The sequence below is a fragment of the Agrobacterium burrii genome (genome assembly GCF_017313405.1).
GTDB lineage: Bacteria > Pseudomonadota > Alphaproteobacteria > Rhizobiales > Rhizobiaceae > Agrobacterium > Agrobacterium burrii.
This window is the reverse complement of record NZ_JAFLNA010000001.1, coordinates 340,965-364,772: the sequence shown is the minus strand read 5'-3', so window position 1 is coordinate 364,772 and position 23,808 is coordinate 340,965. Positions and strand designations below refer to the sequence as shown.

Here is a 23,808-nt window from a genome sequence, read left to right as displayed (position 1 = left end):
TGGCTTATTTCAGCCAGCCCGCGATACGCCCCACGGCCTCGGCAATGTCAGATACTGAACCCGCATAAGAAATGCGCAGTGCCCGGTGGCCTTCCTCGGGGTCGAAATCCATGCCCGGCGTCGCCGCCACATCGATCTCCGCCAGCATGCGTTTGGCAAAATCCATGCTGTCATTGGAATAGCGACTGGTATCGACATAGGCGTAAAAAGCCCCATCCATGGGCGATGCCAGCGGCAAGCCGATCTCCGGCAGGCGCGCCATCAGGAAGTCGCGGTTGGTGCGGTAGCTTTCCCTGTAGACATCCAGCTCCTCCGCCGCGGAAAAGGCTGCGGTCGCGGCGAGTTGGGACAGTTCCGGCGGGGAGATATAAAGGCTCTGGGCGAGACACTCGACCGGGCGGACGAGATTTTCCGGCAAGACCATCCAGCCGATACGCCAGCCGGTCATGCAATAATATTTCGAGAAGGAATTGATGATCACCGCACTATCGGTGATTTCGAGCGCGCTGGTTTCCTCGCCGACAAAGGTGAGGCCATGGTAGATTTCATCGGAAATGAAGGCCATGTCGCGGCTTTCGCAATAACTCGCCAGCCGCTTCAACGCCTCACGGCCCGTAACGGTGCCGGTCGGGTTGGCCGGGCTTGCCAGAAGCACGCCCTTCAGCTTTAAGCCGGCTTTGGTCTCCGCCCGTTCCAGGCTGGCAGGCGTCAGCGTGTAGCCCGTTTCAGCCGTGACCGGCACTTCCACGACATTGAGGCCAAGCGCTTTCAGAATATTGCGATAGGCGGGATAGCCGGGCCTTGCGATCGCGACGGAATCGCCGGCATCGAAAAGGCTGAGGAAAGCGAGATTGAAAGCGGCGGAAGAACCTGTCGTCACGGCAATGCGAGCCGGATCGACGGCGATCTGATGGCGCAGCCGGTAGTGACCGGCGATCGCTTCACGCAACTCGCGCAGGCCCAGTGCGTCGGTATAGCCAATGCGGCCGTGTTTCAGCGCCTCCTGCGCGGCTTCCAGCGAGGCCTTCGGCGCGGGATGGGAAGGCTGGCCGACGGCCATGGAAATGACGGGGCGTCCCGCCTGCCTGCGCCTGTTCGCTTCCGCCAGGATGTCCATGGCGTGAAAGGGTTCGACGGCGCTCCGCTTCGAGATCGTTATCAAGGGCATGCTCTTTCCTGAACCGTATTTCGCAGACTTGCCGCAGAATCACGATCTTCACAATCATGCGATCATAATGCGGACAAGTATTTTTGCCGTATGGCATTTGGCTTAAAGTAAGGTAATTGCCTTCATAAGATTTCAAGAGGCTCCGGCCGCACAGAATGAGGACCGATATGGCGCATTTTCTACGTTCCGCCCTTCTCGCCAGCGTGACGGCGCTTTCCACGGTATTTGCCACCCTGCCCGCCCATGCGCTGGATGAACAGCAGAAGAAGGAAATGGGCGAATTCATCAAGCAATATCTGATCGAAAACCCCGAGATCATGCTTGAGGTTCAGGACGCGCTGGAGCGCAAGCAATATGCGAACCGCAACGCCAAGGCGGCGGAAGCGGTTGCCGACAACAAGAAGACCATCTTCGAATCGAAATACGATCTGGCGCTCGGCAATCCCGACGGTGACGTCACGCTGGTCGAATTCTTCGACTATAATTGCGGTTATTGCAAACGCGCCATGGGCGACATGGACACGATCCTGAAGGGCGACAAGAAAGTGCGCGTCGTCCTTAAGGAATTCCCGATCCTCGGGCCGGAATCGGTTGCCGCGCACCGGGTCTCCAACGCCGTGAAGCTCCTGGCGCCTGCCAAGTACCCCGAATTCCAGCGCACCCTGCTTGGCGGCCGCGGACGGGCGAATGAGGACAGCGCCATGGAAGTCGCCACCTCGCTCGGCCTGAAAGAAGTCGATATCCGCAAGTCGATGGCGGAAAACCCCAATGACGCGCAGGTGCAGGAAACCTACAAGCTGGCCAACAGCCTCGGCATCACCGGCACGCCGTCCTATATCGTCGGTGACGAGGCGGTTTTCGGTGCCGTCGGTGCGGACCCGCTGAAGGAAAAAATCGCCAATATGCGCAGCTGTGGAAAAGCCACCTGCTCCTGATTGTCAAAAAAGCCCCCGCATTGCCTGTGGATGCCGGGCCTCCCGGCTGTTTACGGCCTGCGGGGGCTTTTCCTTGACGGCTGCGCAGTCTATAGGTGTCGCTGATTTTCTTATGGAAACGTGAATGAGCAACATCATCATCGTCATCAATGGCCCCAATCTCAACATGCTGGGAAAAAGGGAACCGGGTATCTATGGTGGCAAGACGCTGAAAGACATCGAGAATGATTGTCTTGCGGCTGGTGCCGATCTCGGTTTCGCGGTTGAATTTCGCCAGTCCAACCACGAAGGCGTGCTCGTGGACTGGTTGCAAGAGGCGGGCGAGCGGGCAGCGGGCGTCGTCATCAATCCCGGCGCCTACAGCCACACCTCGATTGCGTTGCACGACGCCATTCGTGCGATTTCCACACCGGTCGTGGAAGTGCACATTTCCAACATCCACGCGCGGGAAGAGTTCCGTCACAAATCGATGGTATCACCTGCGGCGAAAGGCATGGTCTGCGGTTTTGGACCATACGGATATATCATGGCGCTTCACGCGCTGAAAAACATCACGGCATAAAAAGAAACAAAGAATAGGGTTTGTCATGTCTGAAAAGAAACAGGGTATCGACAAGGAACTGATCCGCGATCTCGCGAATATCCTCAACGATACCGACCTTTCGGAAATCGAAGTGGAGCAGGACGACCTGCGCATCCGCGTCTCCCGCGCCGCTCCGCCCGCCACGGTCTATGCCGCGGCGCCCGCCCCTTACGCAGTACCGGCAGCAGCGCCTGCCGCAGCACCGGCGATCGCAGCACCTGCGGCCGCCGCAGCACCTGCCCGCAACCCGGCCAACACCGTGTCCTCGCCCATGGTCGGCACGGTCTACCTTTCGCCTGCTCCGGGCGCCCGTCCCTTCATCGAAGTCGGCGCGACCGTTAAGGAAGGCCAGACCATCGTCATCGTCGAGGCCATGAAGACCATGAACCAGATCCCCGCGCCCAAATCCGGCAAGATCGTGGAAATCATCGTCAACGACGCGCAGCCCGTGGAGTATGGCGAAGCCCTCGTGGTCATCGAATAAAGGCGGTTCAGCATGGTTTCGAAGATCCTCATAGCCAACCGTGGCGAGATCGCGCTGCGCGTCCTGCGCGCCGCCAAGGAGCTTGGCATTCCGACGGTGGCCGTGCATTCCACTGCCGACGCGGATGCGATGCATGTGCGCCTTGCCGACGAAAGCGTGTGCATCGGCCCGCCGCCCTCGCGTGACAGCTACCTCAACATCCACCAGATCGTTGCGGCCTGCGAAATCACCGGTGCGGACGCCGTTCACCCCGGTTACGGCTTCCTGTCGGAAAACGCCAAGTTCGCCGATATTCTCGACGCGCACGGCATCACCTTCATCGGACCGACCGCCGAACATATCCGCATCATGGGCGACAAGATCACCGCCAAGCAGACGGCGCAGCAACTCGGCATCCCCGTCGTTCCCGGTTCTGACGGCGAAGTGAAGCCTGAAAACGCGCTGGAAATTGCCCGGACGATCGGCTTCCCGGTCCTCATCAAGGCGACGGCAGGCGGCGGCGGTCGCGGCATGAAAGTGGCAAAGACCGAAGAAGACCTGGAAGAGGCGGTTGCGACTGCCCGTTCCGAAGCGGCAGCAGCCTTCGGCAACGACGCCGTCTACATGGAAAAATACCTCGGCAAGCCGCGCCATATCGAAGTGCAGGTTTTCGGCGATGGTGAAGGCGCTGCCATTCACCTTGGCGAGCGCGACTGCTCGCTTCAGCGCCGTCACCAGAAGGTGCTGGAAGAAGCCAATTCACCTGCTCTGACGGTTGAACAGCGCATGAAGATCGGCGAGATTTGCGCCGATGCCATGCGCAAGCTGAAATATCGCGGCGCCGGCACCATCGAGTTCCTCTATGAAAACGGCGAGTTCTATTTCATCGAAATGAACACTCGTCTGCAGGTGGAGCATCCGGTGACGGAAGCGATCACCGGCATGGATCTCGTGCAGGAACAGATCCGCGTTGCTTCGGGCCAGGGCCTGTCGGTGACGCAGGCGGATATCGAATTCCATGGTCATGCCATCGAATGCCGTATCAATGCCGAAGACCCGCGCACCTTCGTTCCCTCACCCGGCACGCTGACCTATTTCCACACGCCGGGCGGCCTTGGCGTTCGCGTCGATTCGGGCGCGTATCAGGGCTACAAGATTCCGCCCTATTACGACAGCATGATCGGCAAGCTGATCGTTCATGGCCGCGACCGGGACGAGTGCATTCGCCGCCTTCGCCGGGCGCTGGATGAGTTCGTCGTCGACGGCATCAAGACCACCCTGCCGCTTTTCCAGGATCTCCTCCAGAACGAGGATATTCTCAATGGCGATTACGACATTCACTGGCTGGAAAAATACCTGGCCGGTGACGCGTCTCACTAAGACGATATGGCTGGGCGGCGCAGCAGAAATAACGACATAACGGTCGATATTCTGCTGCGCGCCTATTCCGCCGGCCTGTTTCCCATGGCCGATTCGGCTGACGATCCGGAACTTTTCTGGGTCGAGCCGGAGATTCGCGGCATCATCCCACTCAATGATTTTCACGTTTCCAAAAGCCTCACCAAGGCAATACGCAAGAAGCCGTTCGACATACGCTTCAACACCGCCTTCGAAGCTGTCATGGCGGGCTGTGCGGCGGAAGCGCCGGACAGGCCGAGCACGTGGATCAATGCCACCATCCGCAAGCTTTATACCGAGCTGCACCAGATCGGTCATGCGCACAGCGTCGAGGCGTGGGATGGCAAGGAACTTGTGGGCGGCCTTTACGGTGTCTCGCTCGGCGCTGCCTTTTTCGGCGAAAGCATGTTTTCCCGCCGCACCAACGCCTCGAAGATTTGCCTCGTGCATCTGGTGGAGCGGTTGAAAGCAAGCGGCTTCGTGCTGCTCGACACACAATTCACCACCGAACATCTGAAGACATTCGGCGCCATCGATGTGCCGAAGCAGGAATATGCAAAGATACTGGATCTTGCCGTCAATCGGCCCAGCCTGCAATTCTGAATAATTGACGTTAGGTTATTTGCTTGCCGTTGAGGGAGCCGGGACTTCCGAGTCCGGCTTGCAGCCCGTCAGCCAGACGTCGTAGATCGGGTGCTCAACGGCGTTGAGGCCGGGGCTGTCGGCAAACATCCAGCCGGTGAAAATCCGCTTGATCTTGCGGTCGAGCGTGATTTCATCAACCTCGACAAAAGCGTCGATCTTCTGGGTTTCCGTCTGGTCGCGGGAATAACAGACCTTCGGCGTCACCTGAAGCGCGCCGAACTGTACGGTCTCGTCAATATAGACATCAAACGAGGTGATGCGGCCGGTGATCTTGTCGATGCCGGAAAACACCGCGACACGGTTTTCCAAACGCGCCGCAGAGACGGGCGAAATGAGGATGACAGCAGAAACCGCTGCAAACAGCGACACTGTCAGCGCACGCAAAGAACGATCCCGCGTGATTTTCCTCATACGATATGTCTCCAAATATTTGCCTGTGTCGAGACGCCGACCGGATCAACGCGTAAGGGCGGAATGTGGCAAAAACCGGTGAGGCCGGATGTCAGCGCGGTGTTTTGCACAACACCGCGCATCACAATGGCTCAGTTGCCGGGTGTCCAGGCGTCGTAGTCGCCGGTCACGCGCGGGCGTTCGCCGGCAACGGCCAGCGACCCTTGAGGGCGATAGGCTTTGGACGTTCCGGTGTGGTTCGGCTGATGCGGCTTCTGCCAGTCGCGCGCGACGTAGCTTTCCTGGCTCGGCGGCACGTCGGTGCGGTAATGCATCCAGCCATGCCAGCCGGGCGGAATGGCCGAGGCTTCGGCATAACCATTATAGATCACCCAGCGGCGCGGCATGCCCCAGGAGGTGGTGCCGCCTTCGTAATAGGTATTGCCCAACTCGTCCTGTCCGACTTTCTTGCCAAAACGCCAGGTGTGAAACCGCGTTCCGATCGTCTGGCCGTTCCACCAGGTGAAGATTTGCGTCAGGAGAGTCTTCATTATCCGTTCCTCGGGCTTGAATGCGCTGCAGCGATTTTAAATCGCACGGCACAAGACATGCTTATGCCGCCCCTCACGGCAATTGTCCAGCATTTCGAGATATATCCGCGCTATTTCAGCTTCATCCTGAAGCCTAAATGCCGCTTCTCGAAACCCAGCCGCTCATAGAAGCGATGTGCATCCAGCCGGGCCATGTTGGAGGTGAGCTGGGCGGCATTCACGCCCTGACGACGGGCATCCTCAAGGCAATAATTGATCATAACCGCGCCGATGCCCCGTCCGCGCATGTCAGACCGTGTCTGCACCGCCTCAATCACCATAGACTTCGCCCCTCGCCCCACGAGCTTGGTCAGGATCGCCGTCTGGAAAGTGCCGACCACCTCGCCATCCAGTTCTGCGACATAGAGCGTTTCGCTGGGCGATGCGGCAATGGCACGGAAGGCCGCGAGATAGTCAGGCTGCGCCGATTCGTCGGCGGTGTCACCGTGACCGCCGATCTCGTCGGCAGCAAAAATGGCGGCGAGTGCCGGGAGATCGTCTTCGCGCGCCATACGAATGATCAGTTTTTCTAACGTCGGATTCATCGTTTAAGGCTCTTTTCCATCACGATGCCGGGTAAACCCTCGATGCCGGCCATGCGCTCGATTCGGTCTACTTCGGCAAAACCGACGCCTTCATAAAAGGCGATTGCGACAGTATTTTTAGGCTCGACCTCGAGACGCATGATTTCCGCATCCGGGAAACAGGTTTCGAGTTCCGCGAAGAGATCGCGGCCGACGCCCTGCCGCTGAAGGTCGGGCGCGACATAAAGCTGGTGCAGCAGGGCCGTCTTCGCCATCTTGGTGGACATCGAACCATAGGCCATGCCGCCGATCCGCTTGCCATCATCAGCCACCAGAAATTCGCCGCCCTTTTTCGCAACACGGTCTTTCATAGCCTGCGGCGAATGCCATGCGGCAATCAGCTCGTTCACCTTGTCCGCGCCGTAGATCGGGTCATAGGTCGCATGCCAGGTTGTGGCGAGCAGCGCCCGGACTGGCTCGATGTCACGCAGGCTTGCCGTGCGGATGAAAAACATGATTTTGCTCCGTCTGGAAACAGAAATGCCGGGTGTTATCCCGGCAGTAAGCGATGTCAGTCCCCCAATCTCGACGTCATCCTCGGGCTTGTCCCGAGGATCTAATCACGTTTGATCTTGTGGGTCGTTAGATCCTCGGGACAAGCCCGAGGACGACGGAGGAGAGGCGTGCGGTCTCTCCAACCTTTACTGATGGCCACTCCGGCCCGCAGTTACTATTCGTCCTCTATGCCGAGCTTGGCCTTGACCAGCGCCTGCACGGCCTGCGGGTTGGCCTTGCCGCCCGTCGACTTCATGACCTGCCCGACGAACCAGCCGGCGAGAGCGGGCTTCGCCTTGACCTTCTCGACCTGATCGGGATTGGCGGCGATGATATCATCCACGGCCTTTTCGATGGCCCCGGTATCCGTAACCTGCTTCATGCCGCGCGTCTCGACGATTTCGGCCGGGTTGCCGCCCTCGTTCCAGACGATTTCGAACAGGTCCTTGGCGATCTTGCCGGAAATGGTCTCGGCCTTGATGAGATCGATGATACCGCCGAGCTGTTCCGGCGAAACCGGGGTCGTCTCGATATCCTTGCCCGACTTGTTGAGCGCACCGAGAAGATCGTTGATGACCCAGTTGGCGGCGGCCTTCGGATCCCGACCGGCGGCGACGGCCTCGTAATAATCGGCAATCGCCTTTTCCGACACGAGGATCGAGGCGTCATAGACCGACAGGCCGAGATCGGCCACGAAACGGGCCTTCTTGTCGTCGGGCAGTTCCGGCAGATCGACCTTCAGCGCCTCGACGAAAGCATCGTCGAATTCGAGCGGCAAGAGGTCCGGATCGGGGAAATAGCGATAGTCATGCGCGTCTTCCTTGGAGCGCATGGAGCGCGTCTCGCCCTTGCCGGGATCGAACAGGCGGGTTTCCTGATCGATGGCACCGCCGTCTTCCAGAATGGCGATCTGGCGGCGTGCCTCATATTCGATGGCCTGGCCGACGAAGCGGATGGAGTTGACGTTCTTGATTTCGCAACGCGTGCCGAAACCTTCGCCGGGACGGCGCACGGAGACGTTGACGTCGGCGCGCATCGAGCCTTCGTCCATGTTGCCGTCGCAGGTGCCGAGATAACGGACGATGGAGCGCAGTTTGGTGAGATAGGCCTTGGCCTCATCCGACGAGCGCATATCCGGCTTGGAGACGATTTCCATCAGCGCCACGCCCGAACGGTTGAGATCCACGAAGGACATGGTCGGGTGCTGGTCATGCATGGATTTGCCGGCGTCCTGCTCCAGATGCAGGCGCTCGATGCCGATTTCGATATCCTCGAAATTGCCCTGACGGTCCGGCCCCAGCGAAATGGTGATGATGCCCTCACCGACGATCGGGTCCTTGAACTGCGAAATCTGGTAGCCCTGCGGCAAATCCGGATAGAAATAGTTCTTGCGGTCGAAGATCGAACGGTTGTTGATCTTGGCCTTGAGGCCAAGACCGGTGCGCACTGCCTGCGCAACGCATTCCTCGTTGATGACGGGAAGCATGCCGGGCATGGCGGCGTCCACCAGCGACACGTTGGAATTCGGCGCATTGCCGAAGGTAGTGGAAGCGCCGGAAAACAGCTTGGAATTGGAAAGAACCTGCGCATGGACTTCCAGCCCGATCACGATTTCCCAATCGCCGGTGGCGCCGGGAATGAAGCGTTTCGGATCAGGGGTGCGCACGTCTACAAGGGTCATATGAAGCTCACGATATACGGGTTCTTTGGCTCTGGTGGGTAGAACATATGGCGCGCGGGCGCAAGACATCTTGCGCCCTGTCGCACGAAGCGCCGAATTTTCGGCTCTCTGCATACGTAATTTTTACGCGTCTGATTTTCAATTATGGTCATGACGATGATCGCCCTGTGTTTCATGATCTATGTCGCCTTCAATCTTGTCGTCTTTCTTGTCTATTGGTGGGACAGGCAAGCGGCGAGGAATGGCGGCTGGCGCATTCGCGAAAGCACATTGCTGGGGCTCGCCTTCGTTGGCGGCAGCATGGGCGCTATTTCGGCTCAACGCCTGCTGCGGCACAAAACGCGCAAGGAACCCTTTCGCAGCATTCTGCTCTCCATCGGGATCTTACAGGCGGGCCTTGTTGCGTCATTGGCAATCATGCCGGACTGGCCGCCTCGCCTTCTGAACAACTTGGCAAGTCTCAGTCAGAATTCCGTCCCGTAGAGGTCGCTCTCGACCTCGACAAGCTGCTTTTGCAGACCAACGGATTGCACGTCGCGATCAAGCTTCGGCGCATAGGAAACGGAAAGCCAGCGGACGCTGTAGCCGTGGTGGCGGAAAAAGGCGACGGCAGGTTCGTTCTGCGCGTGGGTTTCCAGCCGGATGGCTTCGAAACCCCTGTCCGCTATCAACCGTTCAATATCAGCCAGCAGGAGGCTGCCGACCTGCCGGCGCTGAAAATCCGGATCGATCCAGAAATCAGAAATCGTCTCGTCAAAATGCTCCCGCGCCGCCCATCCGGCAACCGTGCCGCTAAATTCCGCCACGCGAATGGCAAGCCATGACGAACGGGTGAAATTGGAAAAAGCGCTGGAAGCATTGTCGTAAAGCGTCGCGGTGATGCCGAGTGCGGCGGTTGCCTGCCGCCAAGCCCTGAGACCGATGGCCGCTAAGGCCTCCGCTTCCTGCTCATGCGCATTGCGAATGACGATCAAGCCGCGCCCTCCATGGCCATGGCGAGTAAAACATCGGCAGCGCGATTCGGCCAGTATGGTTTTTCGGGGTGCGCTGCGGACTTGACCATGCCAGCCTTGCCCGCTAACCAGAACGGGCAATAACGGAGTTTTTATGTTCGCTCAATCGGAGTCCCGGTAACGGCCCTGCCCGCAAGTTTCTTGCGCGCCGGGCCAGATGAAACCGAGCCGGATGCCTTAACGGCACCCGGGTTTGCTTTCACGCGTCTAGAAGACGCCGACCGGACTTCCAAAAATGGACATTTCCCGCGCCGAACAGCGCATTCTTCACCTGCTCGCCCAGGGCGGCAGAATTGAACTCGTTCGAAACGACCACCAGAAAATCGAAAAGATCGCGCTTTATACCCGCGACGGCTGGATTTTCAGCGGCCTCGACCTGCTTACCTTCCGCAAACTGAAACGGAAAAGAGCGATCGCCTCTTCCGCCGGCAAGCCCTACCGCATCACCACCCGCGGACTGGAACTCGTAAGGGGTGAGCTGGACAACAGATGAAAAAAACGGGCGGCACTTGATGCCGCCCGTCCAATTTCTCCAACGCCCTTGTTCAGGCGTTCACCACCACTTGGCCGGCGTGAACTTGCCCGCTGCCTGCTCGATAGCGTGCGCCGTCTTGAACAGCGTTTCTTCCTCGAAAGGCTTGCCGATGAGCTGCAGGCCGAGCGGCAGGCCCTTGCCATCAAGACCGGCCGGCACCGAAAGGCCGGGAAGACCGGCCATGTTGACGGTGATGGTGAAGACGTCCTGCAGATACATCTTCACCGGATCGGCGGCGAGCTCCTCGTCACCGACAGCGAAGGCGGAAGACGGGGTGATCGGTGCGAGAACGGCATCGACGCCCTCATGAAAGACGTTTTCGAAATCGCGCTTGATGAGGGTGCGGACCTTCTGCGCCTTCAGGTAATAGGCGTCGTAATAACCGGCCGAAAGCACATAGGTGCCGACCATGATGCGGCGCTGCACTTCCTTGCCGAAACCGGCGGCACGGCTCTTCTCGTACATGTCGGCAATATCCTTGCCGTCGACGCGCAGTCCGTAACGCACGCCGTCATAACGGGCGAGGTTGGAAGAGGCTTCGGCCGGTGCGACGATGTAATAGGCGGGCAGCGCGTATTTGGTGTGCGGCAGCGAGATATCGACGACTTCGGCACCGGCATCGCGTAGCCACTCGACACCCTTGGCCCAGAGCTTTTCGATCTCTTCCGGCATGCCATCGACGCGGTATTCGCGGGGAATACCGATCTTCAGGCCCTTCAGCGACTGGCCGATGGCCTTTTCGTAATCCGGCACCGGCAGGTCTACGGATGTCGTATCCTTGGAGTCGACGCTTGCCATGGTCTTCAGCAGGATCGCCGCGTCGCGCACGTCACGGGCAATCGGGCCGGCCTGATCGAGCGAGGAAGCATAAGCGACGATGCCGAAGCGCGAGCAGCGGCCATAGGTCGGCTTGATGCCGACGGTGCCGGTAAAGGCCGCCGGCTGGCGGATGGAGCCGCCGGTGTCGGTTGCGGTCGCACCGGCGCACAGATGCGCAGCGACGGCTGCGGCCGAACCGCCGGAAGAGCCGCCCGGCACCAGCTTCTGTTCTGAACCATTGGCGCGCCATGGGTTGATGACCGGGCCATACCAGGAGCTTTCATTGGATGAGCCCATGGCGAATTCGTCCATGTTGAGCTTGCCGAGCATGACGGCGCCCTGATCCCAGAGGTTCTGGGTGACGGTGGATTCATATTTCGGCTTGAAGCCATCGAGAACATGCGAACACGCCTGCGTGTGCACGTCGCGGGTGGCGAAAAGGTCTTTTACGCCGAGCGGAATGCCTTCCAGCTCGCCCGCCTTGCCGGCGGCGATACGTTCGTCGGAAGCCTTCGCCATGTCGCGGGCCTTTTCAGGCGTCAAGGCGACATAGGCGTTCAGCGCGCCGTTGGCCGCATCGATGGCTGAGAGATAGGCGTCGGTCAGCTCGAGGGCGGAAAATTCTTTGCCCTTCAGCTTTTCGCGGGCTTCGGCAATGGTCAGGCTCGTCAGGTCGGTCATGGTCGGCAACGGCTTTCGAAAATCTCGGAAAAATCGGGCGGTAGAGGCGGTCGCTTATTCGACCACTTTCGGGACCATGAAGAAGTCCCGGTCGGTCGCAGGCGCATTGGCGACGATGTCTTCCGCCTTGTTACCGTCGGTCACCACGTCGGCGCGTTTTTTCATGTCCACCGGGGTCACTGATGTCATTGGCTCGACGCCATCGACATTCACTTCCGAAAGCTGCTCCACGAAACCGAGTATGCCGTTCAGCTGGCCGAGCATATTCTGTGCTTCTTCTTCGCTGACAGCGATACGGGCAAGGCGCGCAACGCGCTTTACGGTGGCGAGATCGACGGACATGGTTCTACTCCGGTCAGAATTTTCCTAACCGCTATAATCACCATGTCCGTCCTTCGCAACGGTAGAAAGCATGTCGTGTCAAACTGTGTCACGGTTTTGCGGTCACGATATGCTCTAGCAAAATGTCAGAAGGACAGCGTTTCGCCAGCCTTCGGCGTATGAACGCGGGCTTCCGCGCCTTCCATGCCGGCCACGAATTTCTCCGGCGTCTGATCGATGATCGGGAAGGAACCGTAATGGCAGGGGATGACATTTTGAAACTTGAAGAAGCGCTGGCAGGCAAGTGCGGCCACAGCACCACCCATGGTGAAACGGTCGCCGATCGGCACGAGGCCGATATCGGGCTGATGCAATTCATTGATGAGCTTCATGTCGGAGAAGATATCGGTATCGCCCATGTGATAGACGGCCGGGCCATTTTCGAAATGCAGCATCAGGCCGTTCGCATTGCCGAGCGAATGCGAAACGCCATCCTCGGTGAGCTGGGCAGACGAATGCAGCGCATTGGTGAAGGTGACGGAAAACCCGTCGAAATGCACCGTGCCGCCGGTATTGCCCATATCGACCTTCGCAACACCCTTCGAAGAAAGCCATGCGGCGAGATCGGCATTGGCAAGCACCGTGGCGCCGGTTTCGCGGGCCAGCTGAATGGTATCGCCGACATGGTCGCCATGGCCGTGGGTCAGGAGAATATGGGTGATGCCTTCAGCCGCGACCTTCGCGTCCTGCCCGGCAAAACCGGGATTGCCGGTGAAGAACGGATCGATGAGGATCTTCGCGCTACCGTTTTCGAGGCGGAAGGCGGAATGGCCGAGCCAGGTGATTTTCATGGGAAGTTCTCCTTTGTATTGCCGGTGTAGTATGACATAGGACGACTTGAGAAACCGCACTACCTGTATTTAAGAGAGGCGACAATGGCCGCTGACAATGACGATTATGTGTACGATGAAGCGTCTGGCGAATGGCGGCCGGCTTCCGAAGTGGCCGCCGAGGCGGCTCGCGCGAATGAAGTGCATGATGCAGCCGGCAATGTGCTGGCGGACGGCGATTCCGTAACCTTGATCAAGGACCTGAAGGTCAAAGGCACCAACACGGTCATCAAGCAGGGCACCGTCATCAAGTCGATCCGGCTCACCGAAAATCCGGAAGAGATCGATTGCAGGCATGATGCGGTCAAGGGTCTGGTGCTGCGCACCGAATTCGTCCGCAAGCGATAAAGGCAGCGCGAGACATGGCGATACTCACCATCGAGGAACTGGCGGAAACGCTTCAGCCCGCACAGGCGATTGCCGGTCTCGACCTTGGCACGAAAACCATCGGGCTTTCCATGTCGGACCTGTCGCGACGCTTCGCGACGCCTCGCCCCGTTTTGAAGCGGGTGAAATTCACTCGGGATGCCGAAGTGCTGCTGGCCTTTGCCGAAAAGGAGAAGGTTGCCGCCTTCATCATCGGTCTGCCAATGAACATGGATGGCTCGGCCGGGCCGCGCGTGCAGGCAACACGCGCCTTCGTGCGTACCATGGGCGAAAAAACCGCCCTGCCCTTTATTTTCTGGGATGAGCGACTTTCCACGGTCGCGGCCGAGCGCGCGTTGCTGGAAATGGATGTCTCCCGCGCCAAGCGGGCCGAACGCATCGATTCGGCAGCCGCCAGCTTCATTCTTCAGGGTGCGCTGGACAGGCTTTCGGCACTCGCCCGCGCCGTCGACTGACGGCCCTGCCACCAGGCGGCAATCTGCTTCCTCTTGCGAAAACCGAGGATAGCAAAAACGATCAGGCTATCGACCGCGATGGCGCGCGCCACCAGCGGCGGCAGGCTTTCCGGCGGCAGGCCGAGAATATTGCCGTAAATCTGGAATACCAGATCATGCGTCTGGCGCGTCAACATGAAAAAGCCGAAACTCATGTCGTAATAGGAAAGCCAGTACCAGCTGCCCAGCAATGCGACGGGACCGGCCCACAGGATCAGAAACCACTTCATGCCGCCTGCCCCCGCGCGAAAACAGTATCGGGAATGCCGGCAAGCACCGCCCAGCGCACCGCTGCCATCAGGCAGAGGTTCAGCGCCGGCGCGTCGATATCCAACGGCAGCATCACAAAAAACGTCATCATGACGCCCAAAGCTGTCCAGCGGCTCACTTGCGGCTCCCTTATGCGCAGTCATTGCGCATGGTTAACTTTTCGTTAATCCACACTGGACCGGCAGCCATGACGACGCAATTGAAAGCTCTCATTATGGTTAATGGCGGGCGGGCGGCATGTGGAAAACGCGTATCTGCGTGAACGGGCAGATGCGGCGGGCGGTTGCCGGCCCGGTGAAAACATCACTTATTTTTCTTTAATGCGGCGCTTGCGCAGGGATTGCAGTCTCCCCCAACCCGGCAACGGTTTCAGCCGTAAACGCCGCGCACCAGCCTTTTGACGGCCGTGGTGATCTTCTCCCAGTCCCGCTCGGATTTCAGCGGTACACCGGCGAACTGGCCACTGGTGGCAGCGGAAATGACGAGGTGCTGGATGGCGGCGAACAGCACGGCATTGACTGCAGCGGTATCCACGCCCTTCGGAGCCGCGAGCGAACCACGCATGCGCTCCAGCCACTTGCCCAGCGACTTGGCGCGGGCTTCGGCCAATCGCCGGACCTGCGGCGAGCCATCCGAGACTTCCCAGGCGATGATTTTGCAGACGAGAGGATCGCTGCGTAGCGCATCCATGAAATAAAGCGCCAGCTTTTCCATGAGATCGCCATAGGTCAGAAGGAACATACCGCCGGTGTCTTCGGGAATGCGATCCTTCACCCAGGAGCCGAGATCCTCGCCAATCGCCTCGATCAAACCGTCAAGGCCGCCGAAATAACGATAGATCAGCTGCTTGTCGCAACCGGCGCGACGGGCAACCGCATTGATGCCGAAGCCCTGAAAGCCTTCTTCGGCAAGCAGCGACCGCGCCGCCTCAAAAATCGCTTTCTCGGTCTGAGCGCGATCCTTGATACGTTTTTCCGGTCTGTCGGCTGAAATCGCCTCTGCACTCGCCAGCATGATTCCCTACCCGTGTTCTAAAAGGCCTGACCACAGGGGTTAACAAAGCATGAAGGGAAGAACAATGTGGCTGAGCGGATGGGGAGAAGGTTCCTGTGGACGAATAGGCATCGAGACCGATATCCGCGGCTTTAAGTTTTCTGTATTTTCTGTATTATTCAGAATTACACAGATTTTGAGGCTTTCTCATGAAAAGAAAATCTATTTCCACCGCCGAGTTTATGCGGCATTTCGGTCGGTATCATGACGAAGCGCAGAAATCGCCCATCACCCTGACGAAGCATGGGCGTCCTTCGGTCGTCGTCGTGCCGGTCGAACTCTTCGAGAAAATGCTGGGAAGCGACGATCCGCGCCAGTCTTATGCGGCCGGTGAAATGCCTGATGAAATGGCAACCATGTTCGAGACCCAACTGGAGAAAGATTCCAACGAATATCGGAAGTCTCGCGATGAGCAGGACCGATAATGTCCAAATTCAAACGGGGCGATATCGTTTCCTATCCGTATTTGTGGAGATGGCAGTTTTCCGCTGATCCACAGCGCGACCATGGAGAAAAGGACCGCCCCGTTTGCATAATCCTGTCGGTTACGGACGCTCAGGGACTATCACATGTACTGCTGCTGCCGATTTCATCGAAACCGCCGCTCGATAGCCAGCAACAAGCCATCGAAATACCCAAACTGGAACTCCGACGGGCAAAACTTACAAACTATGACGGAGGCTGGATCACCGTTAGCGAATGCAATTACGACGTAATCGAACGTTCATATCATTTCAATGCTACGCAATCTCCAATCGGGCGTTTCAGCGACACATTTCTCGAAGAGATTCGCACCGCATTTGCACCGTTTCTGGCAGCAGGTGCAGCGAGGGTCATCAGAACCTGAATCACTCCAACGCCATGCCGAACCACACACTGCCGGGCGTTTCGTGGCTCTCCAGGCGTTTGAAGCCGCGGGTTTCCCAAAAGCGCATACCGGCATGGTTGCGTTCGCTGGCGCCGAGATGGATGCCGTAGACGTTGTTCTGTCTTGCCATATCCAGCCAGCGCGACAGAAGCCGGGTGCCGCCGCCCTTGCCCTGCGTGCGCGGCAGAAGGTTCATGTGGATATGGGCCGGGAACGGATCCGTAAGCCACTCTGGCGTGCGCCGCGGATGGTGGATGAAATGGGCGCGGCGCTGGTCGGCGTCCCATGTCTGCTGGTCGCCGCCGGGGTCGGGGTAAAGGGCGCGCAGATGCGGCCACCATTCCTGCTCCAGCCGCTCTTCATGCAAGGCCGTATCGAGCGCGCCGGCGATATAACCGCAGACCCCCTCCTCGTCCTCGGCCACGAAAACGGCATCTGGCCACAGATGCAGATATGGCACGGAATAGATATGCCCGACCATGCGGCCATCGTTGTAAAGCGGAGTTGCATCCTGCCCGGCATCGCCGGTGGCAAGGCTTATGGCGTAGAGCGCGTCTTCATCCTCGGTTCGGGCGGAGCGAAAGGTCAGCATTGGCAGCCGCCTTCCCTTGCCGCGCGTCGACACGCGAAAGTGTCACGACAGATCAGAACACGCCTAACGCCATTGCTGTTTTTCAAATCCGAGACCCCTCCCGCCGGGACTGTAAAACCTTCATCCGTATGCGTCGGTCAGGACGCAGGCGGATAAAGGAGATCGATTATATAGTTCGGATCGAAGCGGGAATCGAGCATGCCGTAAGTGTGCCGCCAGCCACCCGCAAGACGGGTTTCGAGGAAGGCATCGGCGATCTTGCCGGCGCCAAGCCGGCAAAGCTCGGCGGCAGCGGCTGCAAGCGCGAATTGCTCCACCAGCAGACGGGCCGCCCCTTCGTCGCGCTCGGCAAGCGCGATGGCGGCGCGCAGCACATCGGTGGTCTTCTTGCCGGCAGGCCCGAGGTCGCGTTCAAGCGTCTGGAAGACAAGATCGAACAGGTCCTTGCCGCGCTGTAGAACCCGCAGCACATCCAGCGCCATGACGTTGCCGGAGCCTTCCCAGATGGCGTTAACAGGCGCTTCACGATAGTGGCGGGCAATCGGCCGCTCTTCCACGTAACCGTTGCCGCCGAGGCACTCCATGGCCTCATAGATGAGGGCCGGCGCAATCTTGCAGCACCAGTATTTCACGATCGGCGTCATCACCCGCGCATAAGCGGCCTCGGCCGGGTTGTTGCGGGCGGCATCGAAAGCCGACGCCAGTCGGAAGGACAGCGCCGTGGCCGCAGCCACATCCAGCGCCATGTCGGCGAGAACACGGGTCATGATCGGCTGGCTTACCAGCATCTTGCCGAAAACCGAGCGTCCTCTAGCAAAATGCACGGCTTCGGCAAGCGAGGCGCGCATCATGCCAGCGGAGGCCAGCGCGCAATCAAGCCGAGTCAGCGTCACCATGTCGAGGATGGTGCGCACGCCGCTGCCCGGATCGCCGAGCAGATAACCGAAGGCATCGGTGAATTCGACTTCGGCCGACGCATTGGAGCGGTTGCCGAGCTTGTCCTTCAGCCGCTGGAAGTGCAGGCCGTTCTTCGAACCGTCTTCCAGATAACGCGGCACGAGGAAGCAACCCATGCCGTCGCCCATCTGGGCCAGCATGACGAAACCGTCGCTCATCGGCGCGGAGAGGAACCACTTGTGGCCGGACAGGCGGTAGATGCCCTCGCCCACCCGCTCGGCCGTCGTGCGGTTGGCGCGAACATCCGTGCCGCCCTGCTTTTCCGTCATGCCCATGCCGACGGTGACAGCAGTTTTCTGCAGGGCCGGTTTCTGCGCGGAATCATATTTGCGCGACAGGATTTTCGGCATCCACTCCTTCTGCACCCGCAGCGAGGTCATGATGGCGGCGACGGAAGCGCTGGTCATGGTCAGTGGGCAGAGGTGCCCTGCTTCGAGCTGAGAAGTCAGGTAGAATTTCGTAGCGCGGGCCTTGTGTTCATTGCCGCGCGTATCGGAAGAGTTTTCCCAGACGCTTGAATGCAGGCCTGATGACATGGAACGGCGCATCAGCGCGTGCCAGGCGGGATGGAACTCCACCTGGTCGAGACGTTCGCCTCGCGGGCCGTGGGTGTGCAGCTGCGGCACCCCCTGATTGGCCATGCGCGCCAGTTCCTGCGCCTCATGGGAGGTAACGTAGCGGCCGAGCTGATCGAACTCGTCCCTCAGGTTACGCGACAGGCCAGAGGTGAGGTCGACGATCAGCGGATCGGAACGATAGGCATTGATGCCGGACCAGAGGCTTGGCTGGTTCAGTTCGGCGAGCGATTCTTCTGTCCGGGAATTCTGGGTCATCCACTGCTTCTAGCTGTTTTGTACTGGAATTGCATAGTGGGGTGATATTGCATAATTTTGCCCACAGGAAGCGATTGAGACGATTAAGTCCCCGGTTTCAGCATTTTTCGGGACCACCTGAAGATGCCGAACATGTTTCCGGCAAGACCGAGCGACATCACCAGGAGAGGACACCATGGAGGAGCCCGTCGTAAAAAAGCTCTTCGAGCGATATGAGCGCTGTTTCAACACGTCTCTCAACGGCGAAATGGACATGGATGAGGTCGCGTCCCTGTACGCCTCCGATTTCATAGCGGCTTCGCCTGCCGGCCTGATGACCGGAAAGAACGACGATCAGCTCAGGCAAGTGATGGCGCAGGGTTATGAGCGGTATCGCGCCATGGGTACAAAGGAAATGCGGATACGCGATGTCTGTCTCTCGCCCATCGATGAACATCATTGCATGGCGCATGTGGCATGGACGGCGACCTATGCCCGCCAAAACCAATCGGACATCGGGATCGATTTTGATGTTCATTACTTTGTCCAGACGCTAGACGGCGAACCGAAAGTTTTCGGCTGGGTTTCCGGCGACGAGCAGGCGCTTTTGAGGAAGCACGGCATCGCCTGATATTCGCTTGCGACAGGAGCAAGGTTTGCCCACCAGGCAGTCTCTCTTTTATCGAGGTTGGGGAAACATCGCCATGTTTTCATTTCAAGGGTTTCTGACGCTTGCCCCTGCGGCGAGCAGTCTCTATAGAGCGCAGGACCGAATTCCGCGGCGCTCCTGAGGCGTGTTTACGGCGAATGGCAGCGCACGGATCAGCATTCGGGCGTTCCAGGCATTTTCACGGGAAAATGCGACGCCCGTCAGGAGGCAAACCGCATGGTCTTCTTCCCCCATCGCCATCTCCTCGGCATCAAGGGGCTTTCCCATCAGGATATAACCCTGCTTCTCGACAAAGCCGACGAGGCGGTGAAAATCAGCCGCCAGCGCGAGAAAAAGACCTCGACGCTCCGGGGCCTGACGCAGATAAACCTGTTCTTCGAAGCCTCGACGCGCACGCAATCCTCCTTCGAGCTGGCCGGAAAGCGCCTTGGCGCAGACGTGATGAACATGTCGGTCGGCAATTCCTCGGTGAAGAAGGGCGAAACGCTGATCGACACGGCGATGACGCTGAACGCCATGCGCCCGGACGTACTGGTGGTGCGCCATTCTTCCGCAGGGGCAGCCGCCCTTCTCGCGCAAAAAGTCGCCTGCTCCGTGGTCAATGCCGGCGACGGCCAGCATGAGCACCCGACACAGGCGCTGCTCGATGCGCTGACCATCCGCCGCGCCAAGGGCGAACTATCAGGCATCACGGTGGCGATCTGCGGCGACGTGCTGCATTCGCGCGTGGCCCGTTCCAACATCATCCTGCTCAACCAGATGGGCGCGCGCGTTCGTGTCGTCGCCCCCGCCACGCTTCTGCCCTCCGGCATTCGCGACATGAGCGTGGAAGTCTTCCACGACATGAAGGAAGGGCTGAAGAATGCCGATGTGGTGATGATGCTGCGCCTGCAGCGCGAGCGCATGTCCGGCTCCTTCGTGCCTTCGGTGCGCGAATATTTCCATTATTACGGTCTGGATGCCGAAAAGCTGAAGGCGGCGAAGGAAGATGCGCTGGTCATGCATCCCGGCCCGATGAACCGCGGCGTGGAAATCGCCTCCGAAGTGGCCGACGGTCCGCAGAGCGTGATCGAAAGCCAGGTGGAAATGGGGGTTGCCGTGCGCATGGCTGTGATGGAAACCCTGCTTGTCTCGCAAAATCAGGGTGAGCGCGTATGAGTGCCGTGACCGTTCTCAAAAACCTCCGCATTGTCGATCCCTCCCGCGATCTCGACGAGACCGGCAGCGTAATCATCGGTGCGGACGGCACCATTCTGGCGACGGGCAAGGACGCTCATAATCAGGGCGCGCCGGAAGGCGCGACGGTGCGTGACTGCAAGGGGCTGTTGGCCGTTCCCGGTCTGGTGGATGCCCGCGTCTTCGTCGGGGAACCCGGAGGCGAGCATCGCGAAACCATCGAATCCGCCTCACGCGCGGCAGCGGCTGGCGGTGTGACCAGCATCATCGTCATGCCGGATACCGACCCTGTTATCGATGACATCGCGCTGGTCGAATATGTGAAGAAGACGGCGCGCGACAAGGCGCTCGTCAATGTCCACCCGGCAGCGGCCCTGACCAAGGGCCTCAACGGCGAAGAAATGACAGAGTTCGGCATGTTGAAGGAAGCTGGTGCGGTTGCCTTCACCAATGGTCGCAAGGCGCTTTCCGACACGCTGGTCCTGCGCCGCGCCATGACCTATGCCCGCGAACTGGGTGCTGTCATCGCGCTCGAGACCCGCGACAAATATATTGGCGGCGGCGACATGAACGAGGGGCTTTTCGCAAGCTGGCTCGGGCTGTCAGGCATTCCGAAAGAAGCCGAAATCATTCCGCTGGAACGTGACCTGCGCATTGCCGGCCTGACGCAGGCGATCTATCACGCCGCCAAGATTTCCGTGCCGGAATCGGCCGAGGCGATCCGCCTTGCCCGGCAGCGGGGCGTCAAGGCCACCTGCGGCATCTCGATCAACCATCTCACACTCAACGAGAACGATATCGGCGAATACCGCACCTTCTTCAAACTTTCCCCGCCGCTGCGCGCCGAAGACGACCGCAAGGCCATGGTGGAAGCGCTGAAGGACGGCACGATCGATATTATTGTCTCCTCGCACGACCCGCAGGATGTGGACACCAAGCGCCTGCCGTTTTCGGATGCGGCCAGCGGCGCGGTGGGTCTGGAAACCATGCTGGCGGCAGCACTTCGCCTCCACCACAGCGGCGAGGTTCCGCTGATGCGCCTCATCGATGCGCTTTCCACCCGCCCGGCGAAGATTTTCGGTCTCGACGCCGGAACGCTGAAAGTCGGTGCAAAAGGCGATATCACCCTGATCGATCTCGACGAACCATGGCTGGTGGCCCGCGATCAGCTGGTGTCGAAATCCAAGAATACGCCGTTCGAAGATGCCCGTTTCAGCGGCCGCGCTGTCGCCACTTATGTGGCTGGCAAAGCCGTTCATTCCTTGGCATAAGATCAGCAACAGAGATCACGCTGACGGCGCGACAGAGGGGACGTTTGAATGAGTGCTTTGACTGACTGGCAGACGGCGCCTGCCCTTCTCGCGCTTTCGGCGCTGATCGGCTATCTGTTCGGTTCCATCCCCTTCGGCCTCATTCTCACCCGCATGGCGGGGCTGGGCGACGTGCGCAAGATCGGTTCGGGCAATATCGGCGCGACCAATGTGCTGCGCACCGGCAACAAGAAGCTCGCCGCGGCCACCCTGCTGCTTGACGCGCTGAAGGGCACGGCGGCGGTGCTGGTCGCCAATGCGCTGTGGGGTTACGAGGCCTCGCTGGTGGCCGGGTTCTTCGCCTTTCTCGGCCATCTGTTTCCGGTGTGGCTCGGCTTCAGGGGCGGCAAGGGTGTCGCCGTCTATATCGGCGTACTTCTGGGCGCTGCACCGCTGATGATGCTGGCCTTTGCGCTGATCTGGCTCGCGACCGCCTTCATCACTCGCTATTCATCGCTGTCGGCGCTTCTGGCCATGCTTGTCATTCCCGTGGCGCTATGGGTGCTCGGACCTGAAAAGACCGCGCTGGTCGTTACATTGCTGAGCGTAATTTCGTGGTGGAAGCACCGGGAGAATATTGCGCGGCTTCTGGCCGGCACCGAAAGCCGGATCGGGCAAAAGGGCTAAGGCCTATTCTAAGGATATGTCATGCCGCATGAGGAAACGACACGGCAGGGCATAGAGCTTTCCGCGCGGCAACGGGTCGCGTGGCTGCGGCTGATCCGCAGCGACAATATCGGCCCCGTCACGTTTCGCGAACTGATCAACCATTTCGGCGGTGCCGAAAAGGCGCTGGACGCCCTGCCCGAGCTTTCGAGACGCGGCGGCTCGCTGCGCAGTCCGCGCATCGCCACGCAGGCACAGGCGGAAGACGAGATCGAAACGGCTGAAAAATTCGGCGCGCGTTTCGTCGGTATCGGCGAGCCGGACTATCCGCCCGCTTTGCGGCATCTGGACGGCGCGCCGCCGCTGATCGCCATGAAGGGCTCGGCGTCCACCGCAACAAGACCATCGGTCGGCATCGTCGGATCGCGCAACGCTTCCATCAACGGGGCGAAATTCGCCGCGATGCTGGCGCGCGATTGCGGTAGGGGCGGTTATGCGATTGCTTCGGGTCTGGCGCGGGGCATCGACGCGGCGGCACATCGGGCAAGCCTTGCAACCGGTACGGTGGCCATGCTGGCGGGCGGTCTCGACCGTCCCTACCCGCAGGAAAATTTCGGGCTGCTGGAAGACATCTATGATCAGGGCGGCGCGACGATCAGCGAAATGCCCTTCGGCTGGGAACCGCGCGCCCGGGATTTTCCCCGCCGCAACCGGCTGATATCAGGCGTCTCGCTTGGCGTTGTCATCGTCGAGGCGGCAGAGCGTTCCGGTTCGCTGATTACGGCCCGGCTTGCCGGCGAAGCGGGGCGGCTGGTTTTCGCCGTTCCCGGCTCGCCGCTCGATGCGCGCTGCGAAGGCACCAACCGGCTGATCAAGGAAGGCGCGATGCTGACCACGGGTGCTGACGACATTCTGGAGGCGCTGCGACCGCTGATGGAGCCGCAATTGCCCTATGACCGCAAGATCGAGGAACCGCGATCAGAAGAAGAAATGTCACCGCCCGGAGATGATGAGCGCAGCATCATTGCCGCCGCCCTCAGCCCCTCGCCTGTCGAGACAGACGACATCATTCGCCACACGGGTTTTTCCGCCGCTACCGTTCATATGGTGCTTCTGGAACTCGATATTGCCGGGCGATTAAACCGGTACGCCGGGGGACGGGTTTCGCTCCTCGCGGATTGACAGCTTGCGCCGCCCGCTCTGGATATCGCCGACTTCCACATAGGCCATCTCGATCAGATAACACAGCATATCGGCACCCTCACGGTTGGCGACCTGCCGCAGCTCTGCCAGCATCTGGCGAATGTAAGCCAAGTTCTCTCTGGTCCCTTCATTATCGGCATTATTGTTTGTTGCGTTCGGGACCATATATTTATCCTGAGAATTTCGTCTGAAACGAAGAGCAATAAGAAGATTCAAATG

General features: G+C 59.5%; 32 protein-coding genes. 16 read left to right on the top strand and 16 right to left on the bottom strand.

Annotated features, from left to right (window positions below; genetic code table 11):
• Positions 1-4 precede the first annotated feature (4 nt).
• A complete protein-coding gene (locus JZX89_RS01985) occupies positions 5-1,162 on the bottom strand; it encodes a pyridoxal phosphate-dependent aminotransferase (protein ID WP_174373114.1) in 1,158 nt (385 codons plus the stop codon).
• A 173-nt stretch (positions 1,163-1,335) separates the two neighbouring features.
• On the opposite strand from JZX89_RS01985, the gene JZX89_RS01980 reads away from it, so the two are divergent.
• The 5 genes from JZX89_RS01980 (at position 1,336) to aat (ending at position 5,150) form a co-directional block, all read left to right on the top strand.
• Entirely contained in the window at positions 1,336-2,103 is a 768-nt protein-coding gene (locus JZX89_RS01980) for a DsbA family protein (RefSeq protein WP_153513615.1), read from the top strand.
• 124 nt (positions 2,104-2,227) lie between these two features.
• Positions 2,228-2,665 (top strand): type II 3-dehydroquinate dehydratase, encoded by a 438-nt coding sequence (gene aroQ, locus JZX89_RS01975; protein ID WP_003502495.1) that lies wholly within the window; start codon positions 2,228-2,230, stop codon positions 2,663-2,665.
• 25 nt (positions 2,666-2,690) lie between these two features.
• Positions 2,691-3,170 carry an acetyl-CoA carboxylase biotin carboxyl carrier protein gene (gene accB, locus JZX89_RS01970; protein WP_149897710.1) on the top strand — a complete coding sequence of 160 codons (480 nt, stop codon included), beginning with the start codon at positions 2,691-2,693 and terminating at the stop codon, positions 3,168-3,170.
• Between the two features lie 12 nt (positions 3,171-3,182).
• Positions 3,183-4,529, top strand: coding sequence for an acetyl-CoA carboxylase biotin carboxylase subunit (accC, locus tag JZX89_RS01965; RefSeq protein ID WP_149897711.1), 1,347 nt, complete (start codon positions 3,183-3,185; stop codon positions 4,527-4,529).
• 6 nt (positions 4,530-4,535) lie between these two features.
• Positions 4,536-5,150 (top strand): leucyl/phenylalanyl-tRNA--protein transferase, encoded by a 615-nt coding sequence (gene aat, locus JZX89_RS01960; protein WP_207132915.1) that lies wholly within the window; start codon positions 4,536-4,538, stop codon positions 5,148-5,150.
• A 15-nt stretch (positions 5,151-5,165) separates the two neighbouring features.
• On the opposite strand, the gene JZX89_RS01955 is transcribed toward aat, so the two are convergent.
• The 5 genes from JZX89_RS01955 to gatB all read right to left on the bottom strand — a co-directional run bounded on the left by JZX89_RS01955 (position 5,166) and on the right by gatB (position 8,932).
• A complete protein-coding gene (locus JZX89_RS01955; protein WP_149897713.1) occupies positions 5,166-5,603 on the bottom strand; it encodes a DUF2155 domain-containing protein in 438 nt (145 codons plus the stop codon).
• 131 nt (positions 5,604-5,734) lie between these two features.
• Complete coding sequence (locus JZX89_RS01950) at positions 5,735-6,133, bottom strand: NADH:ubiquinone oxidoreductase subunit NDUFA12 (protein ID WP_046800275.1); 399 nt, start codon at positions 6,131-6,133, stop codon at positions 5,735-5,737.
• Positions 6,134-6,243: 110 nt separating this feature from the next.
• Complete coding sequence (locus tag JZX89_RS01945; protein ID WP_207132914.1) at positions 6,244-6,717, bottom strand: GNAT family N-acetyltransferase; 474 nt, start codon at positions 6,715-6,717, stop codon at positions 6,244-6,246.
• Entirely contained in the window at positions 6,714-7,211 is a 498-nt protein-coding gene (locus JZX89_RS01940; protein WP_207132913.1) for a GNAT family N-acetyltransferase, read from the bottom strand. Before JZX89_RS01940 ends, JZX89_RS01945 begins: the two co-directional genes overlap by 4 nt.
• Before the next feature lie 215 nt (positions 7,212-7,426).
• Positions 7,427-8,932, bottom strand: a complete 1,506-nt coding sequence (gene gatB, locus JZX89_RS01935; RefSeq protein WP_153513609.1) for an Asp-tRNA(Asn)/Glu-tRNA(Gln) amidotransferase subunit GatB — start codon at positions 8,930-8,932, stop codon at positions 7,427-7,429.
• A gap of 150 nt (positions 8,933-9,082) precedes the next feature.
• On the opposite strand from gatB, the gene JZX89_RS01930 reads away from it, so the two are divergent.
• Positions 9,083-9,415, top strand: coding sequence for a DUF1294 domain-containing protein (locus tag JZX89_RS01930; protein WP_207132912.1), 333 nt, complete (start codon positions 9,083-9,085; stop codon positions 9,413-9,415).
• Here the strand turns inward: JZX89_RS01930 and JZX89_RS01925 are convergent.
• Positions 9,397-9,906, bottom strand: coding sequence for a GNAT family N-acetyltransferase (locus JZX89_RS01925; RefSeq protein WP_207132911.1), 510 nt, complete (start codon positions 9,904-9,906; stop codon positions 9,397-9,399). The two genes, JZX89_RS01930 and JZX89_RS01925, sit on opposite strands and share 19 nt — an antisense overlap.
• A 274-nt stretch (positions 9,907-10,180) precedes the next feature.
• Here JZX89_RS01925 and JZX89_RS01920 point away from each other — a divergent pair, with 274 nt between their 5' ends.
• The gene (locus tag JZX89_RS01920; RefSeq protein WP_207132910.1) at positions 10,181-10,438 is read left to right on the top strand and encodes a YjhX family toxin; all 258 of its coding nucleotides are present in this window, start codon (positions 10,181-10,183) and stop codon (positions 10,436-10,438) included.
• Between the two features lie 60 nt (positions 10,439-10,498).
• Here the strand turns inward: JZX89_RS01920 and gatA are convergent, their stop codons facing one another.
• From gatA to JZX89_RS01905, 3 genes are all read right to left on the bottom strand, one after another.
• Positions 10,499-11,980, bottom strand: a complete 1,482-nt coding sequence (gene gatA, locus JZX89_RS01915; RefSeq protein ID WP_207132909.1) for an Asp-tRNA(Asn)/Glu-tRNA(Gln) amidotransferase subunit GatA — start codon at positions 11,978-11,980, stop codon at positions 10,499-10,501.
• A gap of 54 nt (positions 11,981-12,034) precedes the next feature.
• Positions 12,035-12,322 carry an Asp-tRNA(Asn)/Glu-tRNA(Gln) amidotransferase subunit GatC gene (gene gatC / locus JZX89_RS01910; RefSeq protein ID WP_003521472.1) on the bottom strand — a complete coding sequence of 96 codons (288 nt, stop codon included), beginning with the start codon at positions 12,320-12,322 and terminating at the stop codon, positions 12,035-12,037.
• A 125-nt stretch (positions 12,323-12,447) separates the two neighbouring features.
• Positions 12,448-13,152, bottom strand: coding sequence for a metal-dependent hydrolase (locus tag JZX89_RS01905; RefSeq protein ID WP_207132908.1), 705 nt, complete (start codon positions 13,150-13,152; stop codon positions 12,448-12,450).
• Positions 13,153-13,236: 84 nt separating this feature from the next.
• Here JZX89_RS01905 and JZX89_RS01900 point away from each other — a divergent pair, with 84 nt between their 5' ends.
• Positions 13,237-13,539: an alkylphosphonate utilization protein gene (locus JZX89_RS01900; RefSeq protein WP_149897722.1), complete on the top strand. Its 303-nt coding sequence runs from the start codon at positions 13,237-13,239 to the stop codon at positions 13,537-13,539.
• Positions 13,540-13,553: 14 nt separating this feature from the next.
• Positions 13,554-14,033 (top strand): Holliday junction resolvase RuvX, encoded by a 480-nt coding sequence (gene ruvX, locus JZX89_RS01895; protein WP_149897723.1) that lies wholly within the window; start codon positions 13,554-13,556, stop codon positions 14,031-14,033.
• On the opposite strand, the gene JZX89_RS01890 is transcribed toward ruvX, so the two are convergent.
• The 3 genes from JZX89_RS01890 to JZX89_RS01880 form a co-directional block, all read right to left on the bottom strand.
• Positions 13,985-14,302 (bottom strand): DUF6105 family protein, encoded by a 318-nt coding sequence (locus JZX89_RS01890; RefSeq protein WP_207132907.1) that lies wholly within the window; start codon positions 14,300-14,302, stop codon positions 13,985-13,987. The two genes, ruvX and JZX89_RS01890, sit on opposite strands and share 49 nt — an antisense overlap.
• Positions 14,299-14,460, bottom strand: coding sequence for a hypothetical protein (locus JZX89_RS01885; RefSeq protein WP_153513604.1), 162 nt, complete (start codon positions 14,458-14,460; stop codon positions 14,299-14,301). The genes JZX89_RS01890 and JZX89_RS01885 overlap by 4 nt, the downstream gene beginning before the upstream one ends.
• Positions 14,461-14,711: 251 nt before the next feature.
• A complete protein-coding gene (locus tag JZX89_RS01880; RefSeq protein ID WP_174372687.1) occupies positions 14,712-15,356 on the bottom strand; it encodes a TetR/AcrR family transcriptional regulator in 645 nt (214 codons plus the stop codon).
• A gap of 188 nt (positions 15,357-15,544) precedes the next feature.
• On the opposite strand from JZX89_RS01880, the gene JZX89_RS01875 reads away from it, so the two are divergent.
• Positions 15,545-15,820 carry a type II toxin-antitoxin system prevent-host-death family antitoxin gene (locus JZX89_RS01875; RefSeq protein ID WP_153513602.1) on the top strand — a complete coding sequence of 92 codons (276 nt, stop codon included), beginning with the start codon at positions 15,545-15,547 and terminating at the stop codon, positions 15,818-15,820.
• Complete coding sequence (locus JZX89_RS01870; protein ID WP_153513601.1) at positions 15,820-16,242, top strand: type II toxin-antitoxin system PemK/MazF family toxin; 423 nt, start codon at positions 15,820-15,822, stop codon at positions 16,240-16,242. The genes JZX89_RS01875 and JZX89_RS01870 overlap by 1 nt, the downstream gene beginning before the upstream one ends.
• A gap of 1 nt (position 16,243) precedes the next feature.
• Here the strand turns inward: JZX89_RS01870 and JZX89_RS01865 are convergent, their stop codons facing one another.
• Together JZX89_RS01865 and JZX89_RS01860 are read right to left on the bottom strand one after the other, a co-directional pair.
• The gene (locus JZX89_RS01865; protein WP_149897728.1) at positions 16,244-16,855 is read right to left on the bottom strand and encodes a GNAT family N-acetyltransferase; all 612 of its coding nucleotides are present in this window, start codon (positions 16,853-16,855) and stop codon (positions 16,244-16,246) included.
• Between the two features lie 137 nt (positions 16,856-16,992).
• Positions 16,993-18,645 carry an acyl-CoA dehydrogenase family protein gene (locus tag JZX89_RS01860; RefSeq protein WP_207132906.1) on the bottom strand — a complete coding sequence of 551 codons (1,653 nt, stop codon included), beginning with the start codon at positions 18,643-18,645 and terminating at the stop codon, positions 16,993-16,995.
• Between the two features lie 175 nt (positions 18,646-18,820).
• Between JZX89_RS01860 and JZX89_RS01855 the strand changes: the two genes are divergently transcribed.
• From JZX89_RS01855 to dprA, 5 genes are all read left to right on the top strand, one after another.
• Positions 18,821-19,255, top strand: coding sequence for a DUF6841 family protein (locus JZX89_RS01855; RefSeq protein WP_207132905.1), 435 nt, complete (start codon positions 18,821-18,823; stop codon positions 19,253-19,255).
• 255 nt (positions 19,256-19,510) lie between these two features.
• Complete coding sequence (locus tag JZX89_RS01850) at positions 19,511-20,452, top strand: aspartate carbamoyltransferase catalytic subunit (RefSeq protein ID WP_003502441.1); 942 nt, start codon at positions 19,511-19,513, stop codon at positions 20,450-20,452.
• Positions 20,449-21,741 (top strand): dihydroorotase, encoded by a 1,293-nt coding sequence (locus JZX89_RS01845; protein ID WP_207132904.1) that lies wholly within the window; start codon positions 20,449-20,451, stop codon positions 21,739-21,741. The genes JZX89_RS01850 and JZX89_RS01845 overlap by 4 nt, the downstream gene beginning before the upstream one ends.
• Positions 21,742-21,789: 48 nt before the next feature.
• Positions 21,790-22,407, top strand: coding sequence for a glycerol-3-phosphate 1-O-acyltransferase PlsY (plsY, locus tag JZX89_RS01840; protein ID WP_188355889.1), 618 nt, complete (start codon positions 21,790-21,792; stop codon positions 22,405-22,407).
• A gap of 21 nt (positions 22,408-22,428) precedes the next feature.
• Positions 22,429-23,568, top strand: a complete 1,140-nt coding sequence (gene dprA / locus JZX89_RS01835) for a DNA-processing protein DprA (RefSeq protein ID WP_207132903.1) — start codon at positions 22,429-22,431, stop codon at positions 23,566-23,568.
• Here dprA and JZX89_RS01830 read toward each other — a convergent pair.
• Positions 23,524-23,754 (bottom strand): hypothetical protein, encoded by a 231-nt coding sequence (locus JZX89_RS01830; protein ID WP_149897733.1) that lies wholly within the window; start codon positions 23,752-23,754, stop codon positions 23,524-23,526. The genes dprA and JZX89_RS01830 overlap by 45 nt on opposite strands.
• Positions 23,755-23,808 lie beyond the last annotated feature (54 nt).